The following is a 16,800-nucleotide window of genomic DNA, read 5'->3' on the forward strand; positions in this document are numbered from 1 at the left end:
AAAACAGTATACCCTCTTAAGAGGAATCATCAATCAGAATTGATATTATCCTGAAATTGTGTAAATCCTTATAGGACTTACGCAATAATGTTGACATAGACATCCAAAAACACGAATGAAGATATCTAAACAATTAGGTTGCTTTCATATTTCCGATAGAAGGAGTTTTTCAATGCAAAAACGATTACATACAATATGGCTAGTTACGTGTTTATTATCAAATTGGATAATACTCGTTGCTCACGCAGCAGAACTCAAAATCGAAAAGACCTTGACCCAAACGGATGGCTTGATATCCAATAATGTGCTTGCTATTTTTGAAGATAGCCACGGCACGATGTGGTTCGGAACGACCGATGGACTCACCCGTTATGACGGGGAGAATTTCCAAACCTTCACAACAGAGGATGGATTAGGGCAGAACACAATAGGGCTTATCTTTGAAGATCGACGAGGTATGCTCTGGTTCGGTGGCGGCGTGCTCTCAAGCGTTTTGAAAAGAGAAAAGGCTATGGACATGTCATGGATGGAAACGCCATTAAGTGAACTCGATATTACGCCGCATGATGAACCACCAGCAGGAACAAGAAAACCCATCCGATTAAAAGGCGTGAGTCGCTACGACGGCGAAAAGTTCAGAATCTTTACGACAGCAGACGGTCTCGCCGGTGATACCGTTAAGGATATAGTTGAGGATAAGACAGGCACGCTTTGGTTCGCAATGGGGTTCGGTGTGAGCCAATACGACGATAAAAGTTTCAACAACATTATTGTGAACGGACCGATGGGGATGTGGATCTTACCCGAGGCGTGGAATGAAGTCAAGGCTATTACCGAGGACACAGCAGGAAATTTTTGGTTTGGCAGCACTGCCGGCATCACCTACTACAACCTCAAAACGTCCGATTTCCGTCATTTCGGTGTTGACTCGGATTTCACCCACTTCCAAGAGATGGGAGAAGCAGGAACCGCTTACATAACAGATCTACAGTTCGATGCGAAGGAAAACCTCTGGATGAGCCAAGATGGTACAGACGAGGAGAGTTCCGGTATTCGTCGATTCGATGGCAAAAAACTGACGACCTTTCGTTAACAACATCATGCAAGATAACCGCGGTAACCTTTGGTTTACGGGTGTTAAGAAACTACCGCCGAAAAGGCATGAAACTGAGGACAGTATGAGCATGACTTTTCCTGAAGTTGAATCCGGCGTAAGTGTATACAACGGTGAAACGTTCCAAAACTTTAACACAGACAACGGTCTGCCGAGTAACCGCGTCTGGTCTGTCTTTGAGGACAGCAGCGGCAAACTCTGGTTTGCTACGGACGCTGGTGCCGCAGTTGGTGTTTATTTTCCCTCTGAAAAATAGTCATCGGTTGTCAAGTGTCGCTGTCTGTAAAAAAGAAACGATTCTGAAACGCTTGTGTCTTTGCTGACTGCTACTAAAGGAGACAAAACAATGAAAAAAATTCTTCAAAACATCACTTGCTTTTGGATGATGACTCTTTTTGGAATCTCTCTTCTCTTGACTGGTTGTGTAAAAAAGGAAGTTACTCGCAAAGCCGATTGGGAAACCCATTTCCAAGGTCTCCATTTTGTGGATGCCAAGCACGGATGGATCGTTGGGCATCAGGGATGGGTGCTCCATACGGCTGACGGGGGCGTGAGTTGGGAAAAGCAGACGGTGAACACAAATGAGGATTTTAAAGCCGTTTACTTTACAAACCTACGCAACGGCTGGGCAGTTGGGGACAAAGGCTTAATTGCCACAACAGACGATGGTGGACGGCATTGGACGCTACAAGCAAGTGGGAGTCACGCCTTGCTTTTGGATGTCTTTTTCGTCAATTCAAAGCTTGGATGGATTGTCGGACGCGATGGTGTGCTTTACACACAAAATGGTGGCAAAACGTGGCATCATCAGCCGGTCAGCGAGTTTGGACTTGGTGCCACCTGGTTCGTGAGCAAACACCGCGGCTGGGCGGTTGGCGACTATAATCGAAGTTTTTTGACAAATGATGGGGGACAGACTTGGCACAGACAGAGCAGTTTGGTGAGAGAAGACAAAATGCTTTTCAACGTCCAGGCAGTCCGTTTTATTGGTGATTCTAAAGGATGGTGCGGTGGCACAGATGGGACCATTTTTCACACGACCACAGGTGGTACACACTGGCAGCAACAGAGGAGTCGATTTCCGATAGTGATGGGGCATATCGCTCCAACTATTAGGGACATTGATTTTATGAACGATGACCGCGGTGTGGTGGTCGCTCAGGGTGGGTTTATCAACCGAACGGAAGATGGTGGAGACAATTGGCAATTGGTGGAAAGTCCGACCAAGAATGACTTAACCGGTGTTCAATTTACAAGTCCTAAAGAGGTATGGGCGGTCGGTTTAAATGGAACGTTGCTACACTCGACGGATGTGGGGACGACGTGGGACATGAAAAGCGGCACGACAGCAAACGATCTGAAAAGCGTTGCGTTCGCAGACGCAGACCGTGCAGTTGCTGTTGGTGAACACGGTGCTATCACGATGAGCCAGGACGGTGGTAAAACTTGGACAGACATAGATATGGAGATCTGGCATCGGATTCGGAACCTCTCTTTTGCCACTGACAGGGAAGGCTGGGCGGTTGGCGATGGCGGGCTTATCCTTCACACAACCGATGCAGGTCAAACGTGGGAACGGCAAACCAGCGGATGGTGGTATACCCTCAATGCCCTTCATTTCATCAATCCACAGAAAGGCTGGATCGTTGGAGATTTGGGAACGGTGCTGCATACTACAGACGGCGGCGAAACGTCGCTATTTTCACGAAATGATCAAAGGGATATTCTTCCTCAACGAGACAGAGGGATGGGTGGTCGGGTGGCCCGGTATTGTGTTTCATACCGAAGACGGTGGATTGACGTGGAAACGACAGAACAGCAACAGTTTCAACGAACTCTACGCCGCTTACTTTATCGACAGACATACCGGCTGGGTCGTCGGACAGTTCGGCGAGATTTTACATACGCTCGATGGCGGAAAAACGTGGAAATTTCAGCGGAGTCGGACGCAGGCAAATCTCAACAAAGTCTATTTTGCCGATGCGAATCACGGACTAATTGTCGGTGATGAAGGTGTCATTTTGACCACTATCAATGGGGGCATGACGTGGGAATCACAGAAGAGTGGCACATCCAATGATCTCTATAGCTTTTCGCTCTCCCCCGACGGTATCCTCGGGGTATCGCGATGCGCTACTCTGTGGATACAGAGAAGTTTAGTGTCGAATTACCCCCTGCTGCGCAAGACGTGGAATCGGAGACCAAACCGACTGAACCAATTGAATATTATTGGGAAGTTGTTCGTCAAGGTAACTGGCGATCTGCTTTCACTGATATCTTTTTCCTGTCGGCACAGCATGGATGGGCAGTCGGAGGTGGTGGCATCATTTTGCATACTGTTGATGGTGGCAAAACGTGGCAACTCCAACAAAGTGGTGTCACAAAGGATTTGCAACGGATTCTCTTTATAGATAAAAACTACGGTTGGATTACCGGTCAAGGTGTGTTATTACGAACCGAAAACGGCGGTGAGACGTGGCAAGCGATCCATAAAGGACTACAAAACTTCCGAAGTATCCAGGCAATCTACTTCATCAACCCCAAGGAGGGGTGGATCGGAGTCGATAAAGGGCAAATTTTACGCACCAGCGACGGCGGCAAAACCTTCCGCTTGCAGAAAACTGGAACAACAAATCAACCGATCGCGGACCTACATTTTGTTAATAGCAAAGAGGGATGGGCAGTTGTGCCGCAACGGCGAAATGGTGGATTGATTCTGCACACCGTTGATGGCGGTAATTATTGGCAAATTCAAGCCAGAACTCATCAACGAGGTGTCGGGGTCCATTTTTCAAATCCCCAATCGGGGTGGGTGGTCATGGAAGATGGGAGTTCGCTACTCACGACAGATCGTGGGGGGACATGGAAACAAACCCCAATAATAGATTTCGGACTCCGTCTCTCTACCGTGAAATTCCGCAATCACACTGAAGCGTGGGGATGTGTTGAGGGAGAAGCAATTTTCACAACGCAAAACCGGGGCAAAAGCTGGGAAACAGTAAGTTTTTCACTGGGAACGGAAGCTGCAAACACCGAGGCACAAAGTTGGATAGAACAGATGGTAGAGGAACGTCCCTTCAATTTGATGTCCCAAATTACCAACGCACATTTCTTGTCGAATGGCAAAGGTTGGGCAGTCGGCGGGGTGCTGGTTCAAGAGGGAACTTCGGATGGGAAGGATTTTGATAGTCTTAATAAAACGCAAAAGTCTGGCGGTCAGATTTATTATACTACAGATGGGGGGAAGACTTGGGAGCATCAATTTGGTGAATCACTTGATGACTTACGCGATGTCCTGTTTCTTGATGAACAGCGAGGTTGGGTTGTCGGAGATAATGGGGTCCTGTTGTCAACAGCAGATGGCGGAGAAAGTTGGAAGCGTTTGAAGAGTGGTACCACTCAACGCATTGTTGATGTCCACTTTGTGAGTCGGAATCCCGAATGGGGCTGGGCGATGGCACGCGATGGAACCCTGCTTTACACCGTTGACGGTGAGGATTGGTCAGCAAACTTGCCAGAGGGGCTTGCAAGCGACATTCTGGATGCGCCGGAACGTCCTGCGGGCGCTGCGACTGCCATAAACGATGTCGCCTTTGGGGCGTTTTCTGAGGGGTGGGCTGTCGGTCAGAGTGGAGAGATTTTCCACAATCGGGATGGCGGTTTAATGTGGACACTTCAACGCACTTCAACCGGAAAGGAACTCATAGGTATCGATATGAAATTCGCACCCCTTGGTTGGGCGGTTGGTGCCAACGGTGTGATCCAACGAACTGTCAACGGCGGTGACTATTGGAAATTTCACGAGACCGATACTGGCTATGATCTTTATGCCGTATCCTTCATCAGTAAACGGAAAGGATGGGCAGTTGGACGAGGGGGGATTCTGTTGTACACTTCTGATGGTGGATTTACTTGGGCATCGAAGTTGAGTGGTCTACCAGAATCTCTATACGATATTTTGGCACTCTCCGAACGGGAACTTTACGCCGTCGGTGCCGCTGGAATCATCATCCATTCAACAGACGGCGGGAAAACGTGGGAACAAGAACACACTGGTATTGACAATGACCTATATGCTATTACACGTGTTAAAGATGCGGAAACATTGTGGGTCGTTGGGCAAGGCGGCGTTGTGCTGCGTCGTCCGAAACGTTGAATAACGTCAATTGTGAATATCATGGGGAGATATGCAAAATACACATATTATTCTTCCCATGATATTCATCTTATCTTACACCGTATCTTTTAGGAGTTACTGAGGCTGTTTTCCCCCGATCGCAACGAGAAACGCGCTATCTTCACTGGCATAGACACTATGAAGGACATCCCCCGTGAAGGCAACACCCTCACCTTGTTCCATCGTTATTTTATCAGCATTTGTTGTAAATATGATGCTTCCGCTAAGCATAATGACAGTCGCTGCAGCGGGTGCCGGGTGCTCCTCTAATGCATTGTTTGCTTTCAGAGCGACCAAGATAACTGTCAGTTCATCCCCGCGAGCCAGTGTGAGCGAAGCTCGACCTGACGTAGCAGATTTGGCTTCTTCCATGAGTTTCTCAGCCATTTCCACAAATGGAAATGCTTTCGTCAGCGATGTATTTAGGTCTACAGGTCTATAGGGTCTCTCAAATGACGTATTCATTGTGAATCCTCCATTCAATTTTAGCCGCACTCACAGAGCAAGAAGGTGTGCCTTACCTTATCAATACAACAGGCAAGGCACGCATACCCTCGCTATGTCCTATGAGGCATGGTCTTCCGGACGGACACCCTTTGTAAAAGTGCCGAAACCGAAGAACGTCGGGGCATAATCACCGACATAGTCAACAACACTCTTATCAGGAATTGCGTCCTCCATTCCCATACACCAATAGCACCCATTGACGAGAAGGCGACGAAGTCCCTCACTCTCTAAATCAACGGAGGCACCCATCGTTGTGTTGAGGACGCGGGAGGTATTGCCTTCATCACCCGTATAGGTCTTAATCCACACCATCGGCATTGTGACAGTATCCGGTTTCGGGGCATCCGTTGGTTCCATACCGACCAGCACCTGTCCGTGGATAAGCACTTCCGAGTCACCCGTCAAGTCATTAACGCCATAGACATCGGAGGGACCCCAAACATCGTCAACACCCTTGAGAATCGGATGGTCCTGCATCGCTGCGTCAATGACACCGCGCGCACTCTCTTTGCCGTGATGTCCATGATGGTTAACCCAGGTCTCGCCGAGGACTTGCCTGCCGTATCCACCCTCGAATTCCTCACTGTCAAAACTGTATTTTGCATACGGACTCTCAAGGTTGCGGCTATAACTGAAAGCGTGTGTCGCTGTGCGGAGCCCCATTACAGGTTTACCGGCATTTGTATAGTCAACGACATATTTCATCTGTTCATCGGGCAGTTCGCGGAAACGCGTAAACAGCACCATCATATCCGCGGATTCTAAATGGTGGAGTCCCGGAATGTTCGTCTGCACTTCCGGATCGATTTCCCCCGATTCCGGATGAATCGCAAACAGCACCGTACATTTAAACCCATGGTGCGTGGCTAACACCTTCCCCAACATCGGCAACGCCTCCTCAGAACGATACTCTTCATCGCCACTGACGAGAACAATATGCTTGCCCTTTCCGGGACCTTCGTTTCCTTCGTAAACAACCCATTCATTTTTCATCAAAAGATAAACTCCATACTATAAGATTTTTCATAAGTATAGCACACTTTCCTGAGAAAGTCACGTCGAATCTGTTTATGATGAATCAAATGTTCTGTATAGATACAGAAAAACTTTGACAAATGTCTGAAGTTACCATAAAATTAAAAGATACGCTTGAAACATTATTCAAAATGGACTGGCAACCTACGGGAGAAATTGCCCATGCGCTTAACCTCTCAACAGCGAGACCACTACAAAGAGCAGGGTTTCGTGGTCATTCCTCATCTCTTTAGCACAGCCACAGTAACATTGATGCGTGAGCATTACATGAAACGCCGCGCAGAAGGTCCGAAACCCGGCGACAGCGGTGGCACAACCGATCACGCCGATGACCCAAATCATCAATTTCCACGCATGATCAATATGCACAACTGGGACGAGCTAACCCAAGAATGGGCATCGGACACCAACGTACTTACCGCTACGGAACAACTCCTTGAAGATACGCCGGTGTTGTTACAAACAATGCTCTATTTCAAACCGCCCGGCGCACGAGGTCAGGCTCTACACCAAGATGAACAGTACATCACTATAGATCCAATCATCGGTGTGTGGGTAGCATTAGATACTTCGGACGAAGCCGTTGGGCGGATGGTGCTTATCCCCCGTTCTCATCAAAATGGACTGCTATCTGTTGAAACAGCAGACACCGCTATTTCGTTTACGAATGTCCAATCCGTCAAACCGGAAAATGTTGAAGAATTCGGAATAGATATGGCACCCGGGGACACGCTTTTCTTTCATGGGAAGGTTATTCACGGTTCCTACATGAATAAAACAGATGACCGGTGGCGGCGGAGTTTTATCTGCCACTATAGGGGCGAGAGTTCACAACGGTTTGAACCCGCTGAAGGAACACACGTCTCACATCTCAAAAAATAGTTTGGTTCTCTCGCAAATTTTAAACTACTTGACTATAGTAACCCAAGCCCGAGTTGCTACTAACAAATTTTGAACGTTGTAACAAAGATTTCGCGGATTTTCCTCACCCCGTAGGGGTGCTATGTCTATAGAAAACGGTGTATTCAAGCAACCGCACCCCGTAGGGGTGCTATGTCTATAAGTAGGTGGCAACTTGGGTTATAAATAACACAAAAACATTGGAGGATCTGGATTGTTAAAAGTATCAAAGTTTGGTGGAAGCTCCCTCGCATCAGCAGAGCAAGTCCGCCGTGTTTGCGACATCATTACTGCCGATCCGGCGCGTCGTCTCATTGTTGTCTCTGCACCCGGAAAACGACATAGCCAAGACATCAAAGTAACAGACCTGCTCATCGCAGCGGCATCCCAACGACTCACGGGAAAAATCGGTGCCTCGGAATGCGCTGAAGTGATAGAGCGGTATCGGAGCATTGTCTCTGAATTGGAGCTCCCGCCTGAAGTTATTGAGCCTATCGCTCGTGACCTAACGGAACGTTTGGAAAATAGCACAACCGATGCCGACCTCTATATGGACACAATGAAGGCGGGTGGCGAGGACAATTGTGCTCGCCTCATCGCACAAGTTTTACAGGCACGCGGTATAGACGCACATTACGTGAACCCAAAGGATGCTGGCTTACTACTTTCCGACGAACCCGGCAACGCGCAAGTGCTACCCGAAGCATACAACCAACTCCGTGATTTACACGAGCGTCCCGGTATCACCATTTTTCCGGGTTTCTTCGGCTATTCGAAGGAGGGCAACGTTGTCACTTTTTCGCGCGGGGGTTCAGACATCACAGGGGCTATTCTCGCCAGTGCTGTTCGGGCGGGAGTCTATGAGAACTTTACAGACGTTGATTCCGTGTTCGCGGCGAACCCATCTATCGTTAAGGATCCTGTCCCGATCGCGGAACTAACTTACCGTGAGATGCGTGAACTCTCTTACGCAGGATTTTCTGTGTTCCATGATGAGGCACTCGAACCCGTCTACCGGGCACATGTGCCTGTCAATATCCGAAACACCAACAACCCGAAAGCGGACGGCACGCTGATTGTTCCAAATCGCACGTCAACAGATATTCCAGTCGTTGGTATCGCGGCAATGGACAGTGTCTGTTGTCTCTACCTCAGCAAATATCTAATGAACCGACAAATCGGGTTTGGGCGGCGACTGCTGCAAATTCTGGAAGCCGAAGACATCTCTTTTGAACACGTCCCGTCGGGTATAGATAATATGTCCGTCATCCTTCGAGAAGATAACCTATCCGTGGCAAAAGAGAAGAGAATTGTCGAACAAATTCGGCAAACACTCGCACCGGAAGACATTTTCGTAGAACGCGGACTCTCCCTCATCATGGTCGTAGGTGAAGGCATGCGTCACACGGTCGGCATCGCCTCGCGTGCGACAAATGCGTTAGCTGGGGCGAAGGTCAACATTGAGATGATTAACCAGGGCTCCAACGAAGTCAGTATGATGTTCGGCATAAAATCTAACGATATGGAGACCGCCGTTCAAGCACTCTATGCCGAATTTTTTGGGTAACGGATTGCAGCAGCGTGGAGGTACCCGAAGTTAAAACGTTTCGGATTTACAATGAGTTTAGATACAAACCCGCAACAACGGCGCGGGTGACTCGAACACGAAAACCTTCAAAGCACAAATTAGCGTCACTTACCCGCAAGGAATAATTAAAAAATGGAAATAACAGTCCAACCAGAAGAATTGAAAGCAGGAAAACTGACAGACGCACACGTGGCGCAAGCCGTTAAGGCGATCCGTGTTGATGGATACGTTATCTTAGAGAACGTCGTTAGCCATGACCACTTGGACATCCTTCGCGAACGAATGGATGCAGACTCACAGATCCTTATTAATGCGGAAAAATGGGGTGGCGCAGGCAGACTCATAGGGCATCTCCAACAGGGACCGCCACCGTTTGCGCCCTACATTTTCAGAGACATCGTCGCGAATCCTCATGTTGTACAAGTGACGAGAGCATTGCTTGGTCCTGGGGTTTATAACAACTTTTACAATGGCAACACGAACTCCCCCGGTAGCACAACACAACCGCTCCACAGAGACGGAGCCCACCTTTGGGATGACCAAGAAGTAGCGCATCCAACAACAGAAGTCGTCGTTAATATCTCACCACAGGATACAACAGAGGAAAATGGCAGCGTCGAACTCTGGCCCGGCTCACATCTTGATGTCAGTGGTCGGCGGATAGAGGAGGAAGAAGAAGAAGCACGCCGTAAAATCTGTCCCCCTATCCGTGGAAATGCGAAGAAGGGAAGCGCACTGATTCGAGACATGCGACTGTGGCACCGAGGTGTTCCCAATCCCTCCGATAAACCCCGCCACATGATCGCAATGATTCATCGTGTCAATTGGCTCAAATCCAACCGCCGTCTGAAGTATAGAATTGGGTGTGAAGTCGCTTTTGAAAACAGCGATCTCGACCATAACGCTGAATTCATTGACTTTGCTAAGAAAAAAATAGATGAGTACGATTACCTCTTCAATCCGAGATTCTAAATGTGTGCCTGCGGTGTCAAGTGCCGCTCCAAGTTCATGACGGAGGTTACCATGAACGCCCAAAACGATTGGCTCCCCGCTGAGCCTGACCTCGATACGATTTGTAAAACTTACAGCAACCCAATTTACGCACTCTCCCAAGCGGAAGTGCCCGCCATCATTCTCCGGAATGCCTACTCACCTCGACAATGCCAAGGGCTTATCAACCGGTTCACGAATATGGGATTGATGCGCGATGAAGCCGACATCAACTCCGCTGACAAACGGACCCGCATTGACATCGGCACCAGTCTCGGCAACCGTGGCAGTGATAAGGCGAAATTTTTGGCACACGCCAAGACGACAGAACATCTCTTTAAATTCCTATTCGACGGATTTGATAATCCTGTCGATCTTATCTACGATTCGCTCACTGCACTTTCACCGGGCAAAGAAGTGAAAACTGCCCGTGAATCCGACGGTTCCCGTTACGGTCCCGCGATTTTTCGAGTGCATTACGAAACACATAGTTATAAGCCGCACATCGACCACGTCAAGTATCGCGAGCAGCGCACCGATTATGAGGTTTATCGTTTTGAGCATCAGTTCGCAGGTGTGTTGTGTGTCCAAAATGCCGATGAAAACGGAAGAGGCACGCAAGCTATCCTGCATCGCTGCCTCTGGTCTGAGGAAGTTCAACCCCATATCGCCGAGGAAACCTTTGATAAATATGCTGCTGATAACGCGATACAGAACTGTGAAGTCGAATTAGATCAAGGCGACCTCTACTTTTTCAATACACGATGTATCCACGAAGTGCCACCCGTGCAAGGCACGCGTGCCCGTATCGTTTTGGCAGTGTTCATCGGGTATTCCCCCGAAGATGACGAAGTGTTCGTCTGGTCATAAACATCACTTTCTACTTTCCTGACAAACCTCCCCGCCGCTGGCGAGGATTGTATCCTCGCCCATTTTTGGGTGTATAAGTAATTCTATAATTCACCATAAATCTGTCAAGAAAAAGAATTATTTGACTTTTTCTTGACTTTTTTTTGACAAATATGTTAACATCTCTACAAATTAGATGAGTATCACCCATCTAAAAGTGTTCTCCATTCACTTCTGTAACATCCGTATTGAATCCAATCTGCCAAGAGGACCGAAATGTAAACACAGATCATACATATACGGGGTTCACCTATGAAACTACAAAACGGATTCATCCTCTGTTGTCTCATTTTTGGGTTGCTCTGTCCTGTTTCGGCGAAACAACTCAGCAACGAAAAGATTGTGTTTGCATCAAATCGGGATGGCAATTGGGAAATTTACATGATGAACCCCGATGGAACTCGGCAGGAAAGGTTAACATACGACCGCGCCGTCGATTGTGAGCCAGTTATCTCACCAACAGGAAATCGGATCCTTTTTACCTCTAATCGCGGCGGAACACGCGACCTCTATCTAATGGATGTCGATGGGAGAAATATACGTTCACTGTTTGGTGTCAGTGAAGCATACCGAACGGAACCCGCTTGGTCTCCAGACGGAAAGCGGATTGTCTATTCTCAGCGCGCCTTCGGTGCCACGAATATCCACACGGCAAGAGTAGATGGAACATTCATAAAACTTGTTGCTCAACTAAAGAGTGCCCATAGTGGATATCCAAGTTGGTCATCGGATGGAACGGAAATGGCTTTCGTTGTAGCAGATGAGATTCACTGGGCGAGTCGCCAAATCCGGTTTATCAACTTAGAAAGTAATAAGCAAGAAACACTCTTTCCAGACGATTTCCCGCGCATGTTCCAACCTGCCTACTCCCCAGTTGATGATAAGATTGCCTTCGTCTGGTTTCGACCCGCAGAAAAACAGCAGTCCCTATTTATCGTTAATCGTGACGGAAGTTACCTCAGGCGTATTGAGTCTCTTGTAGCAAACACGCCTGTCTGGGCACCTTTCGGTAACGAACTCATCTATGCTGAAGGTGTCATTGGCAGCAATTCACAAATTTTCAAAGTCAATCTGATCAGTCAAAAGGTCACACAACTTACGGACGATGGCAGCAATTATCCCGGTAACTGGTTCGCACCGAAGCAGCTGCCTGTTTCTCCATCAACATCGCTCTTAAGCACGTCGTGGAGCAACGTGAAAAGCCAGACGAAGTAGTACCCCCTCCAAACCAAAATCTATGGGTCCAGTGTCTTCTATAGCAATGCTCCCGCTAACTCCGTAAAATCCTTCACCGTTACGTCGGGTTGATACGGTGTATCCTCATACGGAAGTTCATAACGGTTCACAAATGCCCCTCTAAACCCGCACGCCCGCGCACCCATGATGTCAAACGAATTCGCAGATACCATCACGCACTCGTCAACTTCGAGTCCTAACTGTCCCGCCGCGACACGGTAAACTGCCGGATGTGGTTTAAAGGCACCGACCGATGTCACCGAGATCACATCGTCAAAATCCCACGCAACCCGTTCCGAGACGAGATATTCTAAAAACGACGGATCCCCGTTGGACAACACCACCAACCGATACCGAGATTGCATCTTCGCAAGGGCAGACAACACTTCTGGAAAAGGGGAGAGGGACTGCCAGCCACGCATAAACTCCGTTACCGTATCAGGATCGGCATCAATACCGTTTGCTCTCAGGACGTAGTGCACGGCACGCCGAACGGTCTCCAAGTAGCCGCTATGTCCGAGCATCACAATCGTATCTTGATACTGCTCAATTCGCTGTCGATATCGCCACTGTGCCCAGAATCCATCTGCTGATACATCGGCAGCACGTGCCTTCAACGATTCGTCAATGAAGGGTGTGAGACTACCCCCTAAATCCAAAATTGTGCCGAATAGGTCAAATGTAAGTGCTTTCGTCTCTACAAAATTAGCCATAATAGTTGTTGTTAGAATGATAACCATCAGCAGTCAGAATCATAGTTGTTGCCAATAGCCACTCCTGCTGAAAGCCGACTGCTGAAAGCCGATAGCCATTTAAATCTGCTACGCTAACTCGACGGTCCGTCCAGTCGCCATTGCTTCAAACGCCGCATCAATGACGCGCATCTGATTCACGCAGCTTTCCGGTGAGATACGGTGCGGTATTCCAGTCCTTAAAACCTCGCACATATGCTCCAATTGTAAAGCAAACTGGAAACACGGTTCAAAATCAATGATTTCTCTACCCTCTCGCGTGGTCAGCTCAATGTTGACGGCTGTGTTCTCATTGTTCCACACCCGATCCAGTCGGCACATACCGCCGGTGCCTGACATTTCAGCATACTGTCCACCAGCACAATTAAAACCGGTAGAGATCTGCGCAACACGTTCACCGGGGAACACTAACAACAGATAGGAACCATCGTCCACTTCTAAGCCAGCTTGAGACATCCCCGACACCCGAATCGGTTCAGCACCGAACATAAATCGCGCGTGGTGGATATTGTAACACGCCAAATCGTAAATACTTCCGCCACCTTTCGCCTTATTAAATCGCCAATTCATCTCAGGACGTCGCGTTTCAGGTCCGCCACCACCGCCACCCGTGCAGAAGGTGCTTCGGAGCGTCTTAAAGTCCCCAATTGCCCCCGAATCAATAAGTTCTTTCGCCTTCAAGTGCATCGGATGATGCCGAAATTTAAACGCTTCTGCCACCAGCACACCATTCTCTTGCGCTGCACCGACGAACGTTTCCGCCTCCGCAGCTGTCGACGTGAACGGTTTCTCACATAAAATTGCTTTGACTTGGCGGGATTCAGAAAGCTGGATACCGACCTCGGCGTGGAAAGCCCCCCACGTACAGATAACAGCGATGTCCAAGTCTTCAGCGTCTAACATCTCCTCTAAAGAGAGATACCGGTTTTCAGGATCCACGTCAAATCGTTCACCGAAACTGGCTAATGCATTTTCCGACACGTCACAGATGGCCGCCAATTCAGCACTCGGTGCTTGCTGGCACGCGTTGCCGTGTGCGTTGGCGATGCCACCTGCTCCGACAAGTCCAACACGGTAAGAAGTGTTCGTTGACATAATATTTCCTTTCTTTTAGGACTTACGCACAATGCTCTTTTGTAGCACAAACTGTTAGTTTGTGTCAGCAGACCGTCTGCATGTTTTTGAGAATCCCCGTCTAACAGAACATGCTATGGTCAAAACTGCGTAAGTCCTTTCTTTGTTATGTTGCTGTTAAGGGATAACCGTTTTCAACGATTGCTTTTTTCAGGAACTCAAATTCGTATTGTGGTAACGATGCTCCGGTCTCCAATTCGGCAATGTCTCTCTTCCAACGTTCTACTGCATCCGGACGAACGATAATTCGTCCCAAAGGGATACCTAAGAACGCCTCAAGCTCCTTGAGTATCCGTTCCTGATTCAGGACAAAGTCCTCAAAACGGATCTGGATAACATTTTTAGGCATCGGTGTCGCTTGCATGAGCTTATACTGATAGATCCAAGAAATCGCCCGTCTTTCATAGATGTCGTCCGTCTCTGGATACACAACGCCGAAGTCCCGAAGGTCATCCGTTTTGTGGCTACCCCGGATGCTATCCCGTGGGTCCCGAATCCAATGGATATACTTTATATCAGGAAACATCCGAATTATCCACGGATAGACAAGCGTAGTCTCTGGAATCTTCCAGCCTTTGTGGGGGGCCGGATTCTGTAGCACATCTTCGAGGTAGGTATTGATGAGTCTCTCAAATTCCGGATCAATCGGCATCGTAAACAGGGGTTCAAAATCCCATGAGAGTCCGCCTTGCCACTTGACATATTGTGCCATTACTCGACACGCATCATACATCGCGTGCGGTGGAATCTTATCACCTGAGGGATTCAATTGGCTTCCCATGAAAACCCCACTGGCGTATAATGTATGAGAAATGGCACGCGTCCCAGAATGACCCCTGCCAATCACTGTAATCAAACTTTCCATAGTAGATTGTGTTACATAGAAATCACTTGATTATTTCATTAAATTGAAGCATAATAATTAACCGAATACCATTTCTGATTGAAATTGTAGCATGATGCACATCGCATTTGGGCGATTACGCCGCAAAACTTTTAGTTTGGGTTTCCCCGTTGTAGCATAGACTGTGAGTCTGTGCACTCAGGTGCGGTTAATGCAATATAAACTTTTAGAAATGGTATTCCCCAATTTTGTCTCCAACTGTTTGAAAGATATTGTAGCAAATATCTAAAACAAAACAAATCATTTTTTACAAGGAATTTAATGGAATGCACAAATTTCTGGCACTCATCAGTCTTATTGTGTCGCTCATCATACAGGTCGGATGCGACAGGGTCCAAAAGATTGTTACACCGAAGCAAGAACAGAAAACCCTTAAGGTCGGTTTTATCGTTGCGGGTGACCGCGCGCCGTATCTGAACGGTGCCCAACTCGCCGTGGATGAAATTAACACACTGGGTGGGATCTTCGGCACACCTGTCGAATTGGTTAGCCTCATTAACAGAGAAGCATCATTGCCGCTTTCCCTCCAAACTGCCGAGGATATGATTCTTAAAGACAAGGTAATCGCTCTTATTGGACCCAATCGTTCCACACACGCTGTTGCCGTAGCCCCAATCGCACAACGATATCGTGTGCCAATGATTACTACTGCTGCAAGCAATCCCGATGTTACAAAAGCCGGTGATTTCGTTTTCATGGCATCCGTTACAGATGCATTTCAAGGCAAAGTCCTTGCACAGTTCGCAATTACAGAACTCAACGTAACCACTGCCGCCATTTTGACCTTAAGTGGGGACGTTTATACGGAAGGCATCTCTGAATTTTTTACCCTCAATTTCAGCACACTCGGTGGCGAGATCGTCGCTAATGAATTCTACGAAAGCGGGATAACGGATTTTACAGAACAACTCACGAGTATTGTTGCGACGCAACCTGAAGCGTTCTTCATCTCCGGTTTCGCACGTGACATCAGTCCTATAACACAACAGGCACGGGCATTCCCCTTGCTAAACTCTGTAGGTACCCCGACCCTATTTCTCGGAACGGATACATGGGATAACGAAGTGCTATTAGCCGACGAAGATGCTGAAGTGGAGGGAAGTTTTTTTACGACACACTTTTCACCGAGCACAGATGAACCAGCAGCACGAGCGTTTATCGACACTTACCAATCTATCTACGGAGAGGTGCCAACAGGCGGTATCGCTGTTAATTATGATGCCGTCAAATTGCTTTTTGAAGCAATCGAACGGGCAGGCAGCCTCGCACCCGAGGCGATTCGCGATCAATTGAGTGTCACTGAAAATTACGTCGGCGCGACTCGGATCGGGAATTATGACGAAAATCGGCATCCAACCAAAAGTTCCGTCATACTCACCATCAAAAACGGCGAAAAGCAGTTCCATAAACAGATCGATCCTTTCTAACTGAGCGCAGCAACCGCTCAGATTTCTCCACGATTGCTTTTATTTTAAAAGAAGTCATATTGAGTAAACCATAAGAATGTGGTAAAATAGGGATAGAAAAGGCGATACTTTCTGTCTCTTTCTTCCC

13 protein-coding genes and 1 pseudogene are annotated in these 16,800 nt (G+C 48.0%); 9 read left to right on the top strand and 5 right to left on the bottom strand.

Annotated elements, in window-relative coordinates; all coding sequences use genetic code 11:
- Window positions 1-172: 172 nt before the first annotated feature.
- The 3 genes and pseudogenes from J4G07_17230 (at window position 173) to J4G07_17240 (ending at window position 5,270) form a co-directional block, all read left to right on the top strand.
- Complete coding sequence (locus J4G07_17230; protein MCE2415731.1) at window positions 173-1,093, top strand: hypothetical protein; 921 nt, start codon at window positions 173-175, stop codon at window positions 1,091-1,093.
- Between the two features lie 7 nt (window positions 1,094-1,100).
- Window positions 1,101-1,370, top strand: coding sequence for a hypothetical protein (locus tag J4G07_17235; protein ID MCE2415732.1), 270 nt, complete (start codon window positions 1,101-1,103; stop codon window positions 1,368-1,370).
- A 126-nt stretch (window positions 1,371-1,496) separates the two neighbouring features.
- A pseudogene (locus J4G07_17240) lies at window positions 1,497-5,270 on the top strand (hypothetical protein).
- 96 nt (window positions 5,271-5,366) lie between these two features.
- Here J4G07_17240 and J4G07_17245 read toward each other — a convergent pair.
- Together J4G07_17245 and J4G07_17250 are read right to left on the bottom strand one after the other, a co-directional pair.
- A complete protein-coding gene (locus tag J4G07_17245) occupies window positions 5,367-5,678 on the bottom strand; it encodes a hypothetical protein (GenBank protein MCE2415733.1) in 312 nt (103 codons plus the stop codon).
- A gap of 177 nt (window positions 5,679-5,855) precedes the next feature.
- The gene (locus tag J4G07_17250) at window positions 5,856-6,791 is read right to left on the bottom strand and encodes a ThuA domain-containing protein (GenBank protein ID MCE2415734.1); all 936 of its coding nucleotides are present in this window, start codon (window positions 6,789-6,791) and stop codon (window positions 5,856-5,858) included.
- 204 nt (window positions 6,792-6,995) lie between these two features.
- On the opposite strand from J4G07_17250, the gene J4G07_17255 reads away from it, so the two are divergent.
- From J4G07_17255 to J4G07_17275, 5 genes are all read left to right on the top strand, one after another.
- On the top strand, window positions 6,996-7,715 hold the full coding sequence (locus J4G07_17255; protein ID MCE2415735.1) for a phytanoyl-CoA dioxygenase family protein: 720 nt from the start codon (window positions 6,996-6,998) through the stop codon (window positions 7,713-7,715).
- Window positions 7,716-7,947: 232 nt separating this feature from the next.
- Window positions 7,948-9,300 carry an aspartate kinase gene (locus J4G07_17260; GenBank protein ID MCE2415736.1) on the top strand — a complete coding sequence of 451 codons (1,353 nt, stop codon included), beginning with the start codon at window positions 7,948-7,950 and terminating at the stop codon, window positions 9,298-9,300.
- 153 nt (window positions 9,301-9,453) lie between these two features.
- Window positions 9,454-10,293 carry a phytanoyl-CoA dioxygenase family protein gene (locus J4G07_17265; GenBank protein MCE2415737.1) on the top strand — a complete coding sequence of 280 codons (840 nt, stop codon included), beginning with the start codon at window positions 9,454-9,456 and terminating at the stop codon, window positions 10,291-10,293.
- Window positions 10,294-10,344: 51 nt separating this feature from the next.
- Window positions 10,345-11,181 carry a hypothetical protein gene (locus tag J4G07_17270; protein MCE2415738.1) on the top strand — a complete coding sequence of 279 codons (837 nt, stop codon included), beginning with the start codon at window positions 10,345-10,347 and terminating at the stop codon, window positions 11,179-11,181.
- A 291-nt stretch (window positions 11,182-11,472) separates the two neighbouring features.
- Window positions 11,473-12,435 (top strand): PD40 domain-containing protein, encoded by a 963-nt coding sequence (locus tag J4G07_17275; protein MCE2415739.1) that lies wholly within the window; start codon window positions 11,473-11,475, stop codon window positions 12,433-12,435.
- 38 nt (window positions 12,436-12,473) lie between these two features.
- Here the strand turns inward: J4G07_17275 and J4G07_17280 are convergent, their stop codons facing one another.
- From J4G07_17280 to J4G07_17290, 3 genes are all read right to left on the bottom strand, one after another.
- Complete coding sequence (locus J4G07_17280) at window positions 12,474-13,169, bottom strand: haloacid dehalogenase type II (protein ID MCE2415740.1); 696 nt, start codon at window positions 13,167-13,169, stop codon at window positions 12,474-12,476.
- A gap of 108 nt (window positions 13,170-13,277) precedes the next feature.
- Window positions 13,278-14,303 (bottom strand): Gfo/Idh/MocA family oxidoreductase, encoded by a 1,026-nt coding sequence (locus J4G07_17285; GenBank protein MCE2415741.1) that lies wholly within the window; start codon window positions 14,301-14,303, stop codon window positions 13,278-13,280.
- 145 nt (window positions 14,304-14,448) lie between these two features.
- Entirely contained in the window at window positions 14,449-15,207 is a 759-nt protein-coding gene (locus J4G07_17290; GenBank protein MCE2415742.1) for a sulfotransferase, read from the bottom strand.
- 305 nt (window positions 15,208-15,512) lie between these two features.
- On the opposite strand from J4G07_17290, the gene J4G07_17295 reads away from it, so the two are divergent.
- Window positions 15,513-16,673, top strand: a complete 1,161-nt coding sequence (locus J4G07_17295) for an ABC transporter substrate-binding protein (GenBank protein ID MCE2415743.1) — start codon at window positions 15,513-15,515, stop codon at window positions 16,671-16,673.
- Window positions 16,674-16,800: the final 127 nt, after the last annotated feature.

It is taken from the genome of Candidatus Poribacteria bacterium, assembly GCA_021295715.1.
In the GTDB taxonomy this organism is placed as follows: Bacteria; Poribacteria; WGA-4E; order WGA-4E; family WGA-3G; genus WGA-3G.